19 protein-coding genes and 1 pseudogene are annotated in these 16,978 nt (G+C 60.0%); 8 read left to right on the top strand and 12 right to left on the bottom strand.

The annotated features are described in order from the left end of the window. The first annotated feature begins 124 nt into the window (after positions 1-124). The 6 genes from ACQKPC_RS23860 (at position 125) to ACQKPC_RS23835 (ending at position 7,206) form a co-directional block, all read left to right on the top strand. Positions 125-1,405: a glycerate kinase type-2 family protein gene (locus ACQKPC_RS23860; protein ID WP_427626734.1), complete on the top strand. Its 1,281-nt coding sequence runs from the start codon at positions 125-127 to the stop codon at positions 1,403-1,405. Then, positions 1,395-2,810: a pyruvate kinase gene (gene pyk / locus ACQKPC_RS23855; RefSeq protein WP_427626732.1), complete on the top strand. Its 1,416-nt coding sequence runs from the start codon at positions 1,395-1,397 to the stop codon at positions 2,808-2,810. The genes ACQKPC_RS23860 and pyk overlap by 11 nt, the downstream gene beginning before the upstream one ends. Before the next feature lie 139 nt (positions 2,811-2,949). Continuing rightward, positions 2,950-3,864, top strand: a complete 915-nt coding sequence (locus tag ACQKPC_RS23850; protein WP_427626730.1) for an urea transporter — start codon at positions 2,950-2,952, stop codon at positions 3,862-3,864. Between the two features lie 21 nt (positions 3,865-3,885). Then, a complete protein-coding gene (locus tag ACQKPC_RS23845; RefSeq protein WP_427626728.1) occupies positions 3,886-4,710 on the top strand; it encodes an ion transporter in 825 nt (274 codons plus the stop codon). A gap of 106 nt (positions 4,711-4,816) precedes the next feature. Further along, entirely contained in the window at positions 4,817-5,815 is a 999-nt protein-coding gene (locus tag ACQKPC_RS23840; protein ID WP_008073033.1) for a sulfate ABC transporter substrate-binding protein, read from the top strand. A 185-nt stretch (positions 5,816-6,000) separates the two neighbouring features. Further along, entirely contained in the window at positions 6,001-7,206 is a 1,206-nt protein-coding gene (locus tag ACQKPC_RS23835; protein ID WP_063342933.1) for an MFS transporter, read from the top strand. Between the two features lie 90 nt (positions 7,207-7,296). Here the strand turns inward: ACQKPC_RS23835 and ACQKPC_RS23830 are convergent, their stop codons facing one another. Together ACQKPC_RS23830 and ACQKPC_RS23825 are read right to left on the bottom strand one after the other, a co-directional pair. Further along, entirely contained in the window at positions 7,297-7,701 is a 405-nt protein-coding gene (locus ACQKPC_RS23830) for a type II toxin-antitoxin system HicB family antitoxin (protein ID WP_007894254.1), read from the bottom strand. Next, on the bottom strand, positions 7,701-7,913 hold the full coding sequence (locus ACQKPC_RS23825; RefSeq protein ID WP_427626725.1) for a type II toxin-antitoxin system HicA family toxin: 213 nt from the start codon (positions 7,911-7,913) through the stop codon (positions 7,701-7,703). The genes ACQKPC_RS23830 and ACQKPC_RS23825 overlap by 1 nt, the downstream gene beginning before the upstream one ends. Positions 7,914-8,183: 270 nt before the next feature. Here ACQKPC_RS23825 and ACQKPC_RS23820 point away from each other — a divergent pair, with 270 nt between their 5' ends. Continuing rightward, on the top strand, positions 8,184-8,651 hold the full coding sequence (locus ACQKPC_RS23820) for a helix-turn-helix domain-containing protein (RefSeq protein ID WP_192345737.1): 468 nt from the start codon (positions 8,184-8,186) through the stop codon (positions 8,649-8,651). A 317-nt stretch (positions 8,652-8,968) separates the two neighbouring features. Continuing rightward, positions 8,969-9,488 (top strand): annotated as a pseudogene (locus ACQKPC_RS23815) (PIN domain-containing protein); the annotation flags it as partial. A gap of 56 nt (positions 9,489-9,544) precedes the next feature. On the opposite strand, the gene ACQKPC_RS23810 reads toward ACQKPC_RS23815, so the two are convergent. The 10 genes from ACQKPC_RS23810 to ccmA form a co-directional block, all read right to left on the bottom strand. After that, entirely contained in the window at positions 9,545-9,949 is a 405-nt protein-coding gene (locus ACQKPC_RS23810; protein ID WP_008073026.1) for a hypothetical protein, read from the bottom strand. 14 nt (positions 9,950-9,963) lie between these two features. Continuing rightward, positions 9,964-11,166, bottom strand: a complete 1,203-nt coding sequence (gene ccmI / locus ACQKPC_RS23805; RefSeq protein ID WP_427626723.1) for a c-type cytochrome biogenesis protein CcmI — start codon at positions 11,164-11,166, stop codon at positions 9,964-9,966. Continuing rightward, the gene (locus tag ACQKPC_RS23800) at positions 11,159-11,632 is read right to left on the bottom strand and encodes a cytochrome c-type biogenesis protein (protein WP_007894247.1); all 474 of its coding nucleotides are present in this window, start codon (positions 11,630-11,632) and stop codon (positions 11,159-11,161) included. The genes ccmI and ACQKPC_RS23800 overlap by 8 nt, the downstream gene beginning before the upstream one ends. Continuing rightward, positions 11,629-12,165 (bottom strand): DsbE family thiol:disulfide interchange protein, encoded by a 537-nt coding sequence (locus ACQKPC_RS23795; protein WP_427626720.1) that lies wholly within the window; start codon positions 12,163-12,165, stop codon positions 11,629-11,631. Before ACQKPC_RS23795 ends, ACQKPC_RS23800 begins: the two co-directional genes overlap by 4 nt. Then, positions 12,162-14,150 (bottom strand): heme lyase CcmF/NrfE family subunit, encoded by a 1,989-nt coding sequence (locus ACQKPC_RS23790; protein WP_427626718.1) that lies wholly within the window; start codon positions 14,148-14,150, stop codon positions 12,162-12,164. Before ACQKPC_RS23790 ends, ACQKPC_RS23795 begins: the two co-directional genes overlap by 4 nt. Positions 14,151-14,153: 3 nt before the next feature. Next, positions 14,154-14,609, bottom strand: a complete 456-nt coding sequence (gene ccmE, locus ACQKPC_RS23785) for a cytochrome c maturation protein CcmE (RefSeq protein WP_008026817.1) — start codon at positions 14,607-14,609, stop codon at positions 14,154-14,156. Then, complete coding sequence (ccmD, locus tag ACQKPC_RS23780) at positions 14,606-14,782, bottom strand: heme exporter protein CcmD (RefSeq protein ID WP_007894243.1); 177 nt, start codon at positions 14,780-14,782, stop codon at positions 14,606-14,608. The genes ccmE and ccmD overlap by 4 nt, the downstream gene beginning before the upstream one ends. After that, complete coding sequence (locus ACQKPC_RS23775) at positions 14,779-15,534, bottom strand: heme ABC transporter permease (protein WP_063342926.1); 756 nt, start codon at positions 15,532-15,534, stop codon at positions 14,779-14,781. Before ACQKPC_RS23775 ends, ccmD begins: the two co-directional genes overlap by 4 nt. A gap of 75 nt (positions 15,535-15,609) precedes the next feature. Beyond that, positions 15,610-16,278, bottom strand: a complete 669-nt coding sequence (gene ccmB, locus ACQKPC_RS23770) for a heme exporter protein CcmB (RefSeq protein ID WP_427626715.1) — start codon at positions 16,276-16,278, stop codon at positions 15,610-15,612. Continuing rightward, positions 16,275-16,910 carry a cytochrome c biogenesis heme-transporting ATPase CcmA gene (gene ccmA / locus ACQKPC_RS23765; RefSeq protein ID WP_427626713.1) on the bottom strand — a complete coding sequence of 212 codons (636 nt, stop codon included), beginning with the start codon at positions 16,908-16,910 and terminating at the stop codon, positions 16,275-16,277. The genes ccmB and ccmA overlap by 4 nt, the downstream gene beginning before the upstream one ends. Positions 16,911-16,978 lie beyond the last annotated feature (68 nt).

The following is a 16,978-nucleotide window of genomic DNA, read 5'->3' as shown; positions in this document are numbered from 1 at the left end:
ATGCAGCCCGGGACGCTCCGCGTCCCTGCCGAAGCGGACGCGGAGCGTCCATTGAGGCATTCCCACGCAGAGCGTGGGAACGATCATCTGCGTAAACCAAGAACAATAAGATTGGGAGCCCGCCATGTCGGTCGATCCGCAACAATTGCTGCGCGAACTGTTTGCCACAGCCATCGACGCGGCCCATCCGCAGCACGTCCTCGAAGCCCATTTGCCCCAAGATCGCAGCGGTCGGGTGATCGTCATCGGCGCCGGTAAAGCCGCAGCCGCCATGGCCCAGGTGGTCGAGCGCTGCTGGCAGGGCGAAGTGTCCGGCCTGGTGGTGACCCGTTACGGCCACGGCGCCCCGTGCGAAAAAATCGAAGTGGTCGAAGCCGCACACCCAGTGCCGGATGCTGCCGGCCTGGCCGTGGCAAAACGGGTACTGGAACTGGTCAGCGACCTGAGCGAAGACGACCGCGTGATCTTCCTGCTCTCGGGCGGTGGCTCTGCCCTCCTCGCCTTGCCCGCCGCCGGCATCACCCTCGCCGACAAACAGTCGATCAACAAAGCCCTGCTCAAATCCGGCGCGACCATTGGCGAGATGAATTGCGTGCGCAAGCACCTCTCGGCAATCAAGGGTGGTCGTCTGGGCAAAGCCTGCTGGCCGGCAACGGTTTATACCTATGCGATTTCCGATGTACCGGGCGACCTCGCCACAGTCATCGCGTCCGGCCCCACCGTGGCCGACCCGAGCACCTCGGCCGAAGCGCTGGCGATCCTCAAGCGTTACGACATCGAAGTTCCGGCCTCGGTGCGTCACTGGCTGCAAAGCCCGGAATCGGAAACGGTCAAACCCGGCGATCCGAGCCTGGCCCGCAGTCATTTCCAGTTGATCGCACGCCCACAGCAATCGCTCGAAGCGGCAGCGGTGAAAGCCCGTCAGGCCGGTTTCAGTCCGTTGATTCTTGGCGACCTGGAAGGTGAATCCCGGGACGTGGCGAAAGTCCATGCCGGCATTGCCCGGCAGATCGTCCAGCACGGCCAGCCGCTGGCAGCGCCGTGCGTGATTCTGTCCGGCGGCGAAACCACCGTCACTGTGCGCGGCAATGGCCGTGGCGGGCGCAACGCCGAATTCCTGCTGAGCCTGACCGACAGCCTCAAAGGCCTGCCCGGCGTCTACGCACTGGCCGGCGACACCGACGGCATCGACGGCTCCGAAGACAACGCCGGCGCCATCATGACCCCAGACAGTTACGCCCGCGCTGCCGCCCTCGGCCTCGCTGCCTGCGATGAACTGGACAACAACAATGGCTACGGCTATTTCGCCGCGCTGGATGCGCTGATCGTCACCGAGCCGACCCGCACCAACGTCAACGACTTCCGCGCCATCCTGATTCTCGAGAGCACTAAACATGACGCCTGATAAGAAGGTCAAAATTCTCGCCACCCTTGGCCCGGCCACCAACGGGATCGACGACATCCGTGAGCTGGTGCAGGCCGGGGTCAATATTTTTCGCCTGAACTTCAGCCACGGCGATCACGCCGACCACGCCCAGCGCTATCAGTGGATTCGTGAAGTCGAGCGCCAACTGAATTACCCGTTGGGGATACTGATGGACCTGCAAGGCCCGAAACTGCGGGTCGGCAAATTCTCCCAAGGCAAAGTGCAGTTGCATCGTGGTCAGGCCTTGCGTCTGGACCTCGACCCGACGCCGGGCGATGAGCGCCGGGTCAACCTGCCTCACCCGGAAATCATCGCTGCGCTTACGCCTGGCATGGACCTGCTGCTGGACGACGGCAAGCTACGCCTGCGGGTGGTGACCAAGTACGCCGATGCCATCGACACCACGGTGCTCAATGGCGGCGAGCTGTCGGATCGCAAAGGCGTCAACGTGCCGCAAGCGGTGCTCGACCTGAGCCCGCTGACCGCCAAGGATCGTCGCGATTTGAGCTTCGGTCTGGAGCTGGGGGTGGACTGGGTCGCGCTGTCGTTCGTGCAACGTCCGGAAGACATTCTCGAAGCCCGCGCACTGATCGGCGACAAGGCCTTCCTGATGGCCAAGATCGAGAAGCCATCGGCCGTGACTCAACTGCGGGAAATCGCCGAATTGAGCGATGCGATCATGGTCGCTCGCGGTGACCTGGGCGTGGAAGTGCCGGCCGAAAGCGTGCCGCAAATCCAGAAAAACATCATCAGCACCTGCCGCCAACTCGGCAAACCGGTAGTGGTGGCGACGCAGATGCTGGAGTCGATGCGCTTCTCTCCCGCCCCGACCCGCGCCGAAGTCACTGACGTCGCCAACGCGGTGGCCGAAGGCGCGGACGCGGTGATGCTGTCGGCGGAAACCGCGTCCGGCGAGTATCCGCTGGAAGCGGTGCAGATGATGAGCAAGATCATCCGTCAGGTGGAAAACGGCCCGGACTATCAGGCCCAACTGGACGTGAGCCGACCGAAAGCCGAGGCCACGGTGTCGGACGCGATCAGTTGCGCGATACGTCGCATCAGCAACGTGCTACCGGTGGCGGTGCTGGTGAATTACAGCGAGTCCGGCACCTCGAGCCTGCGGGCTGCGCGGGAACGGCCAACGGTGCCGATCCTCAACCTGACGCCGAATTTGCAAACTGCACGGCGTTTGACGGTGGCGTGGGGCGTGCACTCGGTGGTCAACGATCGGCTACGCCAGGTGGACGAAGTGTGCTCGACGGCGCTGGAGATTGCCCAGGCACAGGGCATGGCTCAGCGGGGGGATACGTTGTTGATCACGGCGGGAGTGCCGTTCGGGCAGCCGGGGTCGACCAATTCGTTGCGTATCGAAACCCTGATTTAACCCCTACACGATGATCGTTCCCACGCTCTGCGTGGGAATGCAGCCCGGGACGCTCTGCGTCCCAAGAGCAGACGCAGAGCGTCCATTGCGGCATTCCCACGCAGAGCGTGGGAACGATCTGTACTGAACGACCCTTAACATGCCTGCCAACCACTTCAACACCCACTGCCCCGACTGGGCCACCGCTCTGCTCAACGGCTTCAGCCAGGTATTCCTCCAGTGCCATCCCCTGTGCGGTCTCCTGTGTCTGTTGGCGATTCTGCTCAGCGCCCCGGCCCTGCTCGGCGGTGCGTTGCTGGGAGGGGTCGCCGGGTTGCTCACCGCGCAACGTCGCGGGTACACCAAGGTTGATCGTCAGGCCGGCCTGTTCAGTTACAACGGTATTCTGCTCGGTCTGCTGCTGAGCCTTTATTTCCCATGGTCGGTGCTGTTGCCACCGCTGATCATTGCCGCTGGGGGGCTGAGCGCGATGCTCACTCAGCAATGGCTCAAGCATTCGCGCGATCTTCATTGCCTGCCCGCCTACACCGCGCCCTTTGTCGGGATGAGCTGGTTGCTACTGTCGTTTGCCGCTCCCCAGCAACCCGCGCCGCTGATCGAAATGACCACACTCAATTTGCTCGCCGCGTCATTGAAAGGGCTCGGTCAGGTGCTGTTTCTCGGTCATCCGCTGGCCGGTGCTCTGATTGCCACAGGTTTGATGATCGCTGACCGTCGTGCCTTCCTGTGGGCGCTGCTCGGCTCCGCTGCTGGTCTCATCTTCGCCTTGCTGCACCACGACACTTCAAGCGCCTTACAGGGCTTGAGCGGCTACAACGCCGTGCTCGCCGCCCTCGCCTTCAGCCAAAATCGTCGCCAGCCTTGGCTGCCATTGTTGGGAATCCTGCTGGCGGTGTTGCTCACACCGGGGTTCGCCGCACTCGGCCTGGCCACGTTGACGGCCCCCTTCATCCTCGCCTGCTGGATGATTCGCGCAGGTATGCGGGTGTTGCGTCAGGCCGCCATGGACAGCGCGCCTTGCGCTACCGGGGAGAATCGACCTAGGCTTCGCTGATTCTTGGTTCAGGCGTTCTCCATGGACAGCAATAAAAACTGGCGTGAAGACCTTTACGTCATCATTTTCCAAGCCGATACCCCGGCCGGTCGCCGCTTCGACAGCATTCTGTTGTTGATCATCCTGGCGAGCCTGGTGATCGTGATTCTGGACAGTATCGACAGCGTTCATCAGAACTACGCCGACATACTGGCGTACATCGAATGGGGCTTCACCATCGTTTTCGCCATCGAATACGGTCTGCGCCTGTACTGCTCGCCCAAGCCGCTGCGCTACGCGTTCAGCTTCTATGGGCTGGTGGATTTGCTGGCGATCGTGCCCGGCATTCTTGCGCTGTATTACAGCGATGCGCAGTACCTGCTGATTATCCGGATCATTCGGATGCTGCGGATTTTCCGCGTGCTCAAGCTCAGCCCATATCTGAAGCAAGCCAACTATTTGATGACGGCGTTGCGCGGCAGCAAGCAGAAGATCGTGGTGTTTCTGCTCAGCGTCAGCACCCTGGTGACGGTGTTCGGCACCTTGATGTACGTGATCGAAGGCCCGGAACACGGCTTCACCAGCATCCCGAAAGGCATCTATTGGGCCATCGTCACACTGACCACCGTGGGCTTTGGCGACATCGTGCCCAGGACGCCGTTGGGTCAGGTGATTTCGTCGCTGGTGATGATCACCGGTTACTCGATCATCGCCGTGCCAACAGGGATCTTTACCGCGGAACTGGCCAACGCCATGCGCGGCGAACAACTGCAACACGATTGCCCGACCTGCCAGAAAAACAGTCACGAACACGGCGCAGCATTTTGCTCGCGTTGCGGCAATGCGCTGTTCAAGAAACTGGAATAAGCAAAGTGCTTTTTAATCTTTAAAGGACTATGCGAGCCCGGCTATAGTCGCTGGCAAATTGCCAACACTTTCCATAGAACATGTTTGATAAAACAAGGAATGCGCAGTGAAAAAACTCTTTGGCGCCTCACTTCTGGCCGCGGGCCTGGCCTTGGGCAGCGTGGCACAGGCTGCACCGACCCTGCTTAACGTTTCCTACGACGTGATGCGAGATTTCTACAAGGACTACAACGCTGCCTTCCAGAAACACTGGCAAGCCGAGCACAACGAAAACATCACACTGCAAATGTCCTTCGGCGGTTCCAGCAAGCAGGCGCGCTCAGTGATCGATGGCCTGCCGGCTGACGTCATCACCATGAACATGGCCACCGACATCAACGCCTTGGCGGACAACGGCAAACTGGTCCCGGACAACTGGGTCACGCGCCTGCCAAACAACAGCGCGCCATTCACCTCGGCCACAGTGTTCATCGTGCGCAAAGGCAACCCGAAAGCATTGAAAGACTGGCCAGATCTGCTCAAGGACGGCGTGCAAGTGATCGTCCCCAACCCGAAAACCTCGGGCAACGGCCGCTATACCTACCTCTCGGCCTGGGGCTATGTGCTGAAGAACGGCGGTGACGAGAACAAGGCCAAAGCCTTCGTCGGCAAACTGTTCAAGCAAGCGCCAGTGCTGGATACCGGTGGCCGTGCAGCGACTACAACGTTCATGACCAACCAGATCGGCGACGTGCTGGTGACCTTCGAAAACGAAGCGGAAATGATTGCGCGTGAATTTGGTCGGGATCAGTTTGAAGTGATTTACCCAAGTGTTTCCGCTGAAGCGGAACCTCCGGTGTCCGTGGTCGACAAAGTGGTCGAGAAAAAAGGCACTCGCGCTGCTGCCGAGGAATATTTGAAGTACCTGTGGTCGCCGGAAGGTCAGGAGATTGCGGCGGCCAACTACCTGCGTCCGCGTGATCCGGCGGTATTGGCCAAGTACACCGATCGCTTCCCGAAGGTTGATTTCCTTTCGGTGGAGAAGACCTTTGGTGACTGGCGCACTGTGCAGAAGACCCACTTCAATGATGGTGGGGTTTTTGATCAGATTTACAGCGGTCAGTAATTCCTGAGGCCAATGAAAAGGCGACCTATGAAGGTCGCCTTTTTTTGTGGGAGCTTGAAGACCCAATGAACGGCCTCTCTCAATCATTCTTCAGAGGCATGATTACTATCACCCTGTTCCCTCTTCCGCCGCTCTAGCCAGCCGATTAGCCTCTGCGCATTCCTTCTTGTTCAACGAGACCCTTTATGAATCCAGCGACTCTGGTGCCCCTCGGTACCGCGACAATGACCCGAGGCATGGTGCTGCTCTTTGCCTTCTGTTGCGGCGCCATCGTGGCCAACATCTACTACGCCCAGCCGATCATCGGCCTGATCGCGCCGGACATCGGCCTGACCGACACCATGGCCAGCCTGATCGTTTCGCTGACACAGATTGGTTATGCGTTGGGTCTGTTCTTCCTGGTGCCGTTGGGTGATCTGCTGGAAAACCGCCGCTTGATGATTATTACCACCGTGGTGGCGATTGCCAGTTTGCTGGGCGCGGCGTTCACCGATCAGCCGAACGTGTTTCTGCTCATCTCGTTGCTGGTGGGGTTCAGTTCGGTGTCGGTACAGATCCTGATTCCACTGGCCGCCCACCTGGCGCCGGAAGAATCGCGCGGCCGCGTGGTCGGCGGCATCATGGGTGGTTTGCTGCTGGGGATTCTGCTGGCTCGACCGGTATCCAGCGTAATAGCCGACCACTTCGGCTGGCGTGCGATGTTCATCATCGCTGCGGTATTGATGGCGGCCATCAGCATTGTGCTGGCCCTGACCATTCCCAAGCGCCAGCCTGATCACAGCGCTTCTTATGGCCAGTTGTTGGGTTCGCTCTGGACGCTGTTGCGTCAGCAGCCGGTATTGCGTCAGCGCGCGTTTTACCAAGCCTGCATGTTCGCCACATTCAGCCTGTTCTGGACTGCAGTACCACTGGAGCTGTCGCGCAATCATGGCTTGTCGCAAACCCAGATCGCGATCTTCGCCCTGGTCGGCGCCATCGGCGCGATTGCTGCACCCATCGCCGGTCGACTGGCCGATGCTGGCCATACCCGCATCGCCTCGCTGCTGGCCCTGCTATTCGCCAGCCTGAGCTTCCTGCCCGCCTTCATCCACCCGGTCTACAGCGTTATCGGCCTGGCCGTGACGGGGGTGGTGCTGGATTTCTGCGTGCAAATGAACATGGTCCTCGGCCAACGCGCGGTCTACACCCTCGACGCTAAAAGCCGAGGCCGTCTGAATGCGCTGTACATGACCAGCATCTTCATTGGCGGCGCGTTTGGTTCTTCGGTGGCCAGCGCGGTGTATGAGCATGGCGGCTGGTTGTGGATCGTGATTGTGGGTAGTGCGTTTCCGTTGTTGGCGTTGTTGCGGTTTTTGAGTGTTTCGCAAAGGCGTTCGTTGGCAACGGCTTAGGACGCTAAAAGCTTCGCGGGCAAGCCTCGCTCCTACATTTAGGGGTAATGGTATGAGGCTTGCCCGCGAAGGCGATTCGGTTGATACCCCTCAATGCCGAACCAGCTTCTCCATCGCCGCATCCGCGAGAAAGGAGGAGCGGCTTTTGACATTGTGCTCTCGCACATAACGGTCAATGCGCTGGATCACGTAGCCAGGCAGTGTCACGTTGACCTTCTCGGTCTTGCCCAGATATTGCGAGATGTCGAGTTCCAGCATTCCCCAACCCATGTCGGCAAATTCCGGATTCTCGCGGTGCGCAGCCGCTGAGGTCGGCATCGGAATCGACTCCCCGTCTGCCATGATCTCCTGCAGCATGATGTGGGCGATTTCGACTGCCGCGTTGTAAGCATCTTCAAACGTATCCCCGGCCGTTACGGCACCAGGAATATCGGGGATCTGAATACCGATTGCGGTGTTCTCGTCGCCCCACTCGATACAGATTGGGTATTGCATTATGGATCTCCTGCCAAACTGGCTCCCGGGCAATAAAGCCCGGCTCGCCTCCTGATGCTTTTGACCGTCCCGACCGGCAAATCCTTCTTCGGATGAGGAACGGGTATCGTGTAAGGGTTGTAACGGTGAGTGAAAATGTGATGACTGCCGGTGACCCGGTCCAGTGTCCAGCCCGCCTCTATCAGCTCTTTGATCAATAACCTGCTCTGCACCACCAGCCTCCTTGCTCCGGCCCAACAAAAAATAACCCTAGAGTTACTTTTACTCAAGCACAAAAATCCGGATCACGACGCTCGGTTGTTTTACAGGGTGTTGATTTGATCGGACCGGAGCTGGCCAGTGTGGAGGCTCGGGCGTTTGTCGATTACGTCCAGACCTTGCTGGCAAAAGAACCTTAAACAAGCTCTTGTTTCGTTTATTGCGATTTTCGCTTGATTCGAATAGCCTTCCAGCATCGCTACTCAGAATGTTGGAATTTCATCATGTCCTTAGTCCTCCACCCACCGATCAACTTGCCCATGGCGCGCGAAGTTCAGGCTGCTATCGAAGGCCAGCGCGCCCTCGCTGCCTATCTCGCGACTCAGTTCGAAACCCAACGCATCCAGATTTTCGATGAGCAAAATGAAGCTCACAGCGTCGAACTGCCCACTTCAGCCCTTCGATTGCTGGTCGACATCCTGGCTGCATTGGCAGAAGGCAACGCGGTAAAGGTCGTCCCGGTTCACGCGGAACTGACCACCCAGGAAGCGGCGGACTTACTCAATGTCTCACGCCCGCACCTGATCAAACTGCTGGAGTCCGGCGAGTTGTCCTACCACAAAACCGGCAAGCACCGACGTGTGCGCTTTGCCGATTTGATGGACTATAAAAACCGGCGCGACACCGCCAGCGAGCAAGCAATGACGCTTCTCGCCGAGCAAGCACAAGCGTTAAGGACAGGATACGAGTGAGGCATTCCCCTTTTACCGCTGTATATGACGCATGTGTTCTTTACCCCGCTCCCTAGGGGGCGTTCTCAATTAGTTTCCCCGCCGCGCCGGGTCTGCTGTTGTGCAGGGCAAGGCGCGAGAAGTGTGGTTTGGTCATTCCAAATAAGCTTCGAGCAACGCAGCCCTGCACAACAGCAGGCCCGGCCCCTTCGGGTTGTGCCTTAAAGCGGGCCAGCCTGCGTTGCAGGCCTTGGAAAGGGAGCACCATTCCCAGCGGCCTGCGCCTTGCCTAGCCCGCTTTAAGGCGACAACGCGGCGGGGAAACTAATTGAGAACGCCCCCTAAGAGACTTTCTGATGTGGCTCGCGCTCTCAGGACGTTTCAGGGCACGATGGTCACTGGAGATACACAACGAATGGAAGCGCAATCTGCTGAAAAACCGCCCGGACCTGACAACAGAGCAATTGGATCGCACGTCCGACTTGATGGATCAGGCCATACCCGATGCTTGCGTATCCGGTTACGAAAAGCTGATCGAAGGGCTCACACTGCCCGACATCGATGACCGACATGTTCTGGCTGCCGCCATACGCTGCAACGCCAGTGTCATTGACTTTTAATCAGAAAGACTTTCCCGATGAAACACTCGGACCTTTTGGCATCGAGGCCCAACATCCTGACGAATTCGTCGATAACCTCTTTGACCTGGACCCGGCAGCGGTTGTCGCGGCAGCACAACGACAACGCAAACAGCTAAAGCTGCCGCCGATGGATGTCGGCACCTATCTTGATCTGCTGTTACGCCAAGGCCTGATTCGGTCGAGCAAGGCGTTGACCCACTATCGAGCCATTCTTTAATCGCCTTCCTCCCCCCCCAAAAAGCAAAACGGCGATCCTCAGATCGCCGTTTCCATTCACTGCCCGAATTGCCGTCCCAACCCACCCGGCACGCCATGGATGTCCGTCTCTTCCCATGGCCCGTTGGGGCTGATCGAGCGGCTCCAGCCGTTGTTCCAGCGGTAGTAGGTGCGCTGGCGGTAGAAGGTGTTGGTCTGATCATCGAGAACGTAAACGCCGAGTTTCGCATCCCAATGGCTGTTGCCCCCCGGTGGCGGGGCGAAACTGGCGGAAGTGCGTGGAATCGGCTTGGACGGTTTGACCGGGATGCTCGGTTTGCTCGGGGCCGTGGTTGGAGGCGGTTTGGTGCTTGGCCCCGAAGGCGGGATTGGCGGCAGCCGTGTGGGCTCGGGCTGCTGGACCGCACAGGCGCTTAACCCCAAAACCATACTGAGGAGAGTGATACGAGCGATGGCGGTCATGGTGGCGCTTCCTGTTATTTATCCGGGCTGTCGATGATCAGTTTTTGTTGCGCGGTGGTGCTGGTGGCCAAGGGTTGGCTGCGACCGATCCATTCGCCGGCAGTCGGTTGGCCAGCGCGGGAGATGCGCGCAACCAGTTGGACTTCAGGGAAGTTCGACAGTTTCAACTGCGGCATCATGGCGTCGGCATCACCCAGTTCGACGGTTGCCGGCAAGTCGGCGACGGTCAGACGCTTGGCGGCCAGCGGTGCGGGCGGGCCGGAGATGGCGCGGGCGAAGATGAACACGCTGTCACCCGGCAGGACCTTGGCTTTCAGCTCTGGCGAAAGTTCGACTTGCACTTTGAGCAGCGCCGCAGCTTTAACCGCAGGCGTTTGGGCAACCTTGCCACCACTGGCTTCGAGTTTCTCGGCGGCCCGTGTAATGCCGCCTTGCAGCGCAACGCGGGATTTATCATCCGGCGGCAGTTGCGCCAGCAGGCGATTCCAATAGTCGATGGCGTCCTGATAACGCTCGCCTTCGAAGGCCGCGATGCCCAGCAGACCGAGGCTGGTGACTTCTTTCGGATCAGCTTTGAGCGCTTCGTCGGTCAGGGCCTGGACCTTGTCCGACCACTTCTTGCCGTCGGCGAAATATTGCGCCTGAGCCCACTGCCCGAGCAGTTCCGGCTGACGACCGGCCAGGCTCACGGTGCGTTCGAAGATCTTCGCCGCATCGCCCGGACGGTCCTGAGCCATGTAGGTGCGGCCAAGGAAGTACAAGCCCTCGGCCGAGTCCGGTTGGGCGGCGACCGCACGCTCCAGACGACGGGTCATTTCTTCCATCGACTGCGGCGCCTGGGCGAATTCGCGGGTCAGCTGGACTTTGTCGCTGGCGCCGAAATGCAGGTACAGCCCAAGGCCCAGCACCGGAACCAGAATCGCCGCCAGCAATGGCAACGGCTTGCCCAGACGCGACACGCGCGGCGCCTCGACGCCTTCGGTGTCGGCGAGCAGTTCACGGGCAGCTTCCGCGCGGCCGGAGTCCATTTGTTCGGCGTTGAGTACGCCCTCTTCCTGCTGAGTCTGCAACTCAGCCACGCGCTCCTGATAAAGCGCGACGTTCAGTGCCGTGCGATCCTCTTCCAGCTGAGCGCGGCGACCACGCAGAACGGGGATCAGCAGAAAACTCAGGGCAACCAGAAGCAGCAGGCCTGCAGCGAGCCAGAAATCAATCATTCTTGGTTTTATCCAACAGGTGGTCGAGGCGCTCGCGCTCCTCGGCAGAAAGCGTGTCCGGGCTGTCAGTGCGTTGCACGCGACGACGACGGACGATCACGGCGATGATCACAAAACCGCCCAGCAGCAGGCCGGCGGGGCCGAACCAGAGCAGTGCGGTTTTGGCGTTGAGGGCAGGTTTGTAGCGAACGAAATCACCGTAGCGGTCGACCATGAAATCGATGATTTGCTGGTTGTCCTTGCCCTCGCCGAGCATGCGAAAAATCTCTTTGCGCAGGTCGGCAGCAATCGGGGCATTGGAATCGGCGATGTCCTGATTCTGGCACTTGGGGCAACGCAACTCTTTGGTCAGCTCGCGAAAACGCTCACGGTCGCCTTCTTTGGCGAACTCATAGGTGTCGATGGCCGCGTGGGCCACACCGGCCATGCTCAAACCCAGCACGGCGGCGGCAATCCAGCGCTTCATGGCTTGGCCTCGTCGACCAGCGCCTGATACTTGGCGGCCAGTTTTTCGCGCCAGACTTGTTCGTCGATCACGCCGACGAATTTGTCGCGGATGATGCCCTTGGCGTCGATGAAGAAAGTTTCCGGGGCGCCGTACACGCCGAGGTTCAGGCCCAGGGTGCCGGCATCGTCCCGGATGTCCAATTGATACGGGTTGTGGAACTCGGCCAGCCACTTCAGGGCATCGGTGTTGACGTCCTTGTAGTTGACGCCGTAGATCACCACGCCTTGCTGAGCTAATTTGTTCAGCACCGGGTGCTCGACCCGGCAGGAAATGCACCAGGTGCCCCAGACGTTGACCAATGCCGGTTTACCCAGAATGTCCGCTTTGGTCAGGGTTTTGTCACCCTGCACCGAGGGCAGCGAAAACTCAGGGAACGGTTTGTTGATCATCGCCGAAGGCAGCTCGGCCGGGTTCAGGTACAGCCCCCGATACAGAAAAACAGCAACCACCAGAAAAATCGCCAGTGGCAACAGCATCAACCAACGTCTCATGCGGTGGCTCCCGTCATGCCGAGTGCTTCACGCACGCGGCTTTTCACCTTGACCCGATAACGACGATCCAGCGCCGCCAGCAAACCGCCGAAACCTGTGAGCAACCCGCCGAACCAGATCCAGCGCACGAACGGTTTGACGTGTACCCGAACCGCCCAGGCGCCCTCGCCGAGCGGCTCGCCCAGCGCGACGTAAAGGTCACGGGTGAAACCTGCGTCGATCCCGGCTTCGGTCATCACCGAGTTCTGCACGGTGTAGAGGCGTTTTTCCGGGTGCAGCACACTGATTTCCTTGCCATCGCGGATCACCCGCACGGTGCCCTTGTCGGAGGTGAAGTTCGGCCCTTCGAAGTGCTTGGCGCCGTCGAACACAAACTGATAACCGGCCAGGCTCATGGACTCACCCGGTGCCAGGCGCAGATCGCGCTCGGCACTGTTCTGGCTCGACAACACGACACCCAGCGCGCATACGGCAATGCCCAAATGCGCGATCTGCATCCCCCAATAGCTGCGGGTCAGGGTCGGCAGACCTTTGATCAAACCCTTGTGACGCGTTTTGTCGAAGATATCCCGCACACCGGCCAGCAACACCCAGGCAGCCAGCATGAACGTCGCCAGCACCGCCCAGTTGAAATCGCCGTAAGCGACACCCGCCACGACGGCCAGCGCAGCGCTGCCGAGCAACACCGGGGTCAACATGCTCATCAGCCATTTGATCGGCGTGTCTTTCCAGCGCACCAGCATGCCGACCGCCATCACCACCATCAGTATCGCCATCAATGGAATGAACAGCGCGTTGAAGTACGGCGGGCCGACCGACAGTTTGGCGCCGGTCATCGCGTCGAGGATCAATGGATACAAGGTGCCGAGCAGGATCATCGAAGCGGCCACCACCAGCACCAGGTTATTGCCCAGCAGCAGGGTTTCCCGGGACCAGAGGTTGAAGCCGACATGGCTCTTGACCACCGGCGCGCGCAGGGCAAACAGCGTCAGCGAACCGCCGACCACAAACAGCAGGAAGATCAGGATGAATACGCCGCGCTCAGGGTCGGACGCAAAGGCGTGAACCGACGTCAGCACGCCGGAGCGCACGAGGAAGGTGCCGAGCAAACTCAACGAGAACGCGGCGATCGCCAGCAACACCGTCCAGCTCTTGAACACGCCACGTTTTTCCGTGACCGCCAACGAGTGAATCAACGCCGTGCCCACCAGCCAAGGCATGAAGGATGCGTTTTCCACCGGGTCCCAGAACCACCAGCCGCCCCAGCCGAGTTCGTAATAGGCCCACCAGGAGCCCAACGTAATACCGATACCGAGGAAGGCCCAGGCGACGATCGTCCACGGACGCGACCAGCGCGCCCACGCCGCATCGAGACGACCGCCCAGCAGCGCGGCAATGGCGAAGGCGAAAGCCACGGAGAAACCGACGTAACCCATGTACAGCATCGGCGGATGAACGATCAGGCCGATGTCTTGCAGCAAGGGATTGAGGTCGCGCCCATCCGTCGGCATCTGCGGCAGGATTCGGGCGAACGGGTTGGACGTCAGGATCAGGAACAGCAAAAAGCCGGTGCTGATCATGCCCATCACTGCCAATACGCGAGCCAGCATCACTTGCGGCAATTGTCGGGAGAACACCGACACCGCGAAGGTCCAGCCGCCGAGGATCAATGCCCACAGCAGCAACGAACCTTCGTGAGCGCCCCAGACGGCGCTGAATTTGTAGTACCACGGCAAGGCGCTGTTGGAGTTGCTGGCCACATAAGCGACGGAGAAGTCGTCCGCCATGAAGGCATACGTCAGACAACCAAACGCGAACAACAGAAACGCGAACTGCCCCCATGCTGCGGGCTGAGCCAGGCTCATCCACAGACGGTCGCCACGCCAGGCACCGAGCAACGGCACAACGGCTTGAACCAGCGCGAAACACAGCGCCAGGATCATAGCCAGGTGGCCGAGTTCAGGGATAAAGATGCCGGAAGTCATCGATCAACCCTCCTTCGCGGGTGTTGGGGCGGATTGACCACTGTCTTTCAGCGCCTTGGTCACTTCCGGCGGCATGTACTTCTCGTCGTGCTTGGCCAGCACTTCATCAGCCACCACCACGCCGTCAGCGTTGAGCTTGCCGAGGGCGACGATGCCCTGCCCTTCGCGGAACAGGTCCGGGAGGATGCCGCGGTAGCTGATGGTCACGGACTTGTTGAAGTCGGTGACGATGAATTTCACGTCCAGGGAATCGCCGGAACGTTGTAGCGAACCTTTCTCCACCATACCGCCCGCGCGGATACGCGTGTCTTGCGGGGCTTCGCCGTTGGCGATCTGGGTCGGGGTGTAAAACAGATTGATGTTCTGCTGAAGGGCGCTCAGGGCCAGGCCGACGGCAGCGCCGACACCGACCAGGATCGCGAGAATGATGATAAGACGCTTTTTACGCAGCGGATTCACTTGCCGTTCTCCCGGCGCAGACGACGCGCCTCTTGTTGCAGATACCGCTTGCGGGCCAGGATCGGCGCCGCCACGTTGAGGGCCAGCACCGCCAGGCTTATGCCATAGGCTGACCAGACATACAGGCCGTGATGGCCCATGGCGAGAAAGTCGCCGAATGAAGCGAAACTCATCGAGCGGCCTCCAGGCTGTTCTGCACTTCGGTTTTCACCCAGCTCGCCCGGGCTTCGCGCTTGAGCACTTCAAGGCGCATGCGCAGCAACAGCACCGCGCCGAAGAAACAGTAGAAACCCAGCGCCGACAGCAGCAGCGGCAGCCACATCTCGGCGGGCATCGCCGGTTTTTCGGTGAGGGTGAAGGTCGCGCCCTGGTGCAGGGTATTCCACCACTCCACCGAGTATTTAATGATCGGGATGTTGATCACGCCGACGATTGCCAGCACCGCGCAGGCCTTGGCCGCACTGTCACGATTGCTGATGGCGTTGCCCAGCGCAATAAGACCGAAGTACAGAAACAGCAGAATAAGCATGGACGTAAGTCGCGCATCCCAGACCCACCACGAACCCCAGGTCGGTTTGCCCCAGATCGCACCAGTGACCAGCGCCACGGCAGTCATCCAGGCACCGATCGGCGCGGCGCATTGCAGGGCGACGTCGGCCAGCTTCATCTTCCAGACCAGCCCGACGATGCCGCACACGGCCAGCATCACGTAGATGGACTGCGCCAGCATGGCGGCGGGAACGTGGATGTAAATGATGCGAAAGCTGTTGCCTTGCTGATAGTCCGGAGGCGCGAAGGCCAGCCCCCAAACCACGCCGACGCTAATCAGCAGCAACGCCGCGACGCTCAGCCATGGCAGCAGTTTGCCACTGATGCCGTAAAACCATTTGGGCGAGCCGAGCTTATGAAACCAGGTCCAGTTCATTGCTGTTTCCATCACGGGTGCTCTTCGCTTTGAAGAGCCAAGGGTCTTTACTGATCAAAATTTGACCAGACCTCATTATTCGCCGACGCTGATCTTCAGGCCAGCAGCTATTGCAAAAGGTGTCAGGGTTATCGCCAGGGCGGTCAGGCTACCAAGCCACAAGAGATAACCGGTCGCCGGCATACCCTGCAATGCCGCCTGCAAGGCGCCACTGCCGAGAATCAACACCGGGATGTACAGCGGCAGAATCAGCAGCGCCAATAACAGGCCACCGCGCTTCAATCCTACCGTCAACGCCGCGCCCACCGCACCGAGCAGGCTCAGCACCGGTGTACCGAGCAATAAAGAAAGCAGCAACACCGGCAGACAGGCGGCAGGCAAACCAAGCATCAGCGCCAGCAAGGGTGCGAGCAAAACCAGCGCCAGGCCGGAAAACGCCCAGTGTGCCAGCACCTTGGCCAAAACCAGAATAGGCAGGGGGTGCGGCGAAAGGACCCACTGCTCAAGCGATCCGTCTTCGAAATCACTGCGAAAGAGCCCGTCCAGCGAGAGCAAGACCGATAAAAGTGCTGCCACCCAGACCAGCCCCGGGGACAAGGTTTGCAACAATTGAGTCCCGGCGCCCACCGCCAATGGGAACAAAGAGACGACGATGGCGAAGAACACCAGCGGATTCGCCAATTCGGCAGGACGACGGAACAGCAAACGTGCCTCGCGGGCGACCAACAGGCCGAAAACACTCATACGGCCCAGTTCCCCAAATCAATGTCACGATAGCCGGCCGGCATCCGGGTGAGCGTGTGGTGAGTGGTGAGGACCACCATGCCACCCCGTTCGCAGTGCGCCGCCAGGTGTTCTTCGAGTTGCGCCACGCCTTGTTTGTCGAGCGCGGTAAACGGCTCATCGAGGATCCAAAGCGGCGGGCTGTCCAGATACAAGCGCGCCAACGCGACGCGGCGTTGCTGGCCGGCAGACAGGGTATGGCAGGGAACATCCTCGAAACCGCGCAGCCCCACCGCCGTCAGCGCCTGCCAGATCGCCTCATGGGAGGCCGGTTGATGCAAGGCGCAGAGCCAACTGAGGTTTTCCTCAGGGGTCAGCAGGTCCTTGATGCCGGCGGCATGGCCGATCCACAACAGGTTGCGCGCCAGTTCGCCGCGCTGTTCGTTCAGTGGCAAGCCGTTGAGCAGCACCTGCCCGGCAGTCGGATGCATCAAGCCGCAAAGCAGACGTAAAAGACTGGTCTTGCCACTGCCGTTGGGGCCGCTGATCTGTACCATTTCGCCACTGGCCAGTCTCAATTCGAGATTTTCGAAGAGCAGCCGAAGGTCTCGCTCACAGGCAAGGGCAACGGTTTGCAGGACAGGACTGGTCAAGAGATCACGGGCCTTTTGCGGTTCAAGTCGGCGGCAGGGCGGCCGCTAAAGAGATGCAGCATAGATGC

Source organism: Pseudomonas sp. NPDC089918 (genome assembly GCF_050280605.1).
Lineage (GTDB): Bacteria > Pseudomonadota > Gammaproteobacteria > Pseudomonadales > Pseudomonadaceae > Aquipseudomonas.
Note: the sequence above shows the minus strand (reverse complement) of the source record. Positions and strands in the feature narration are given on the sequence as shown.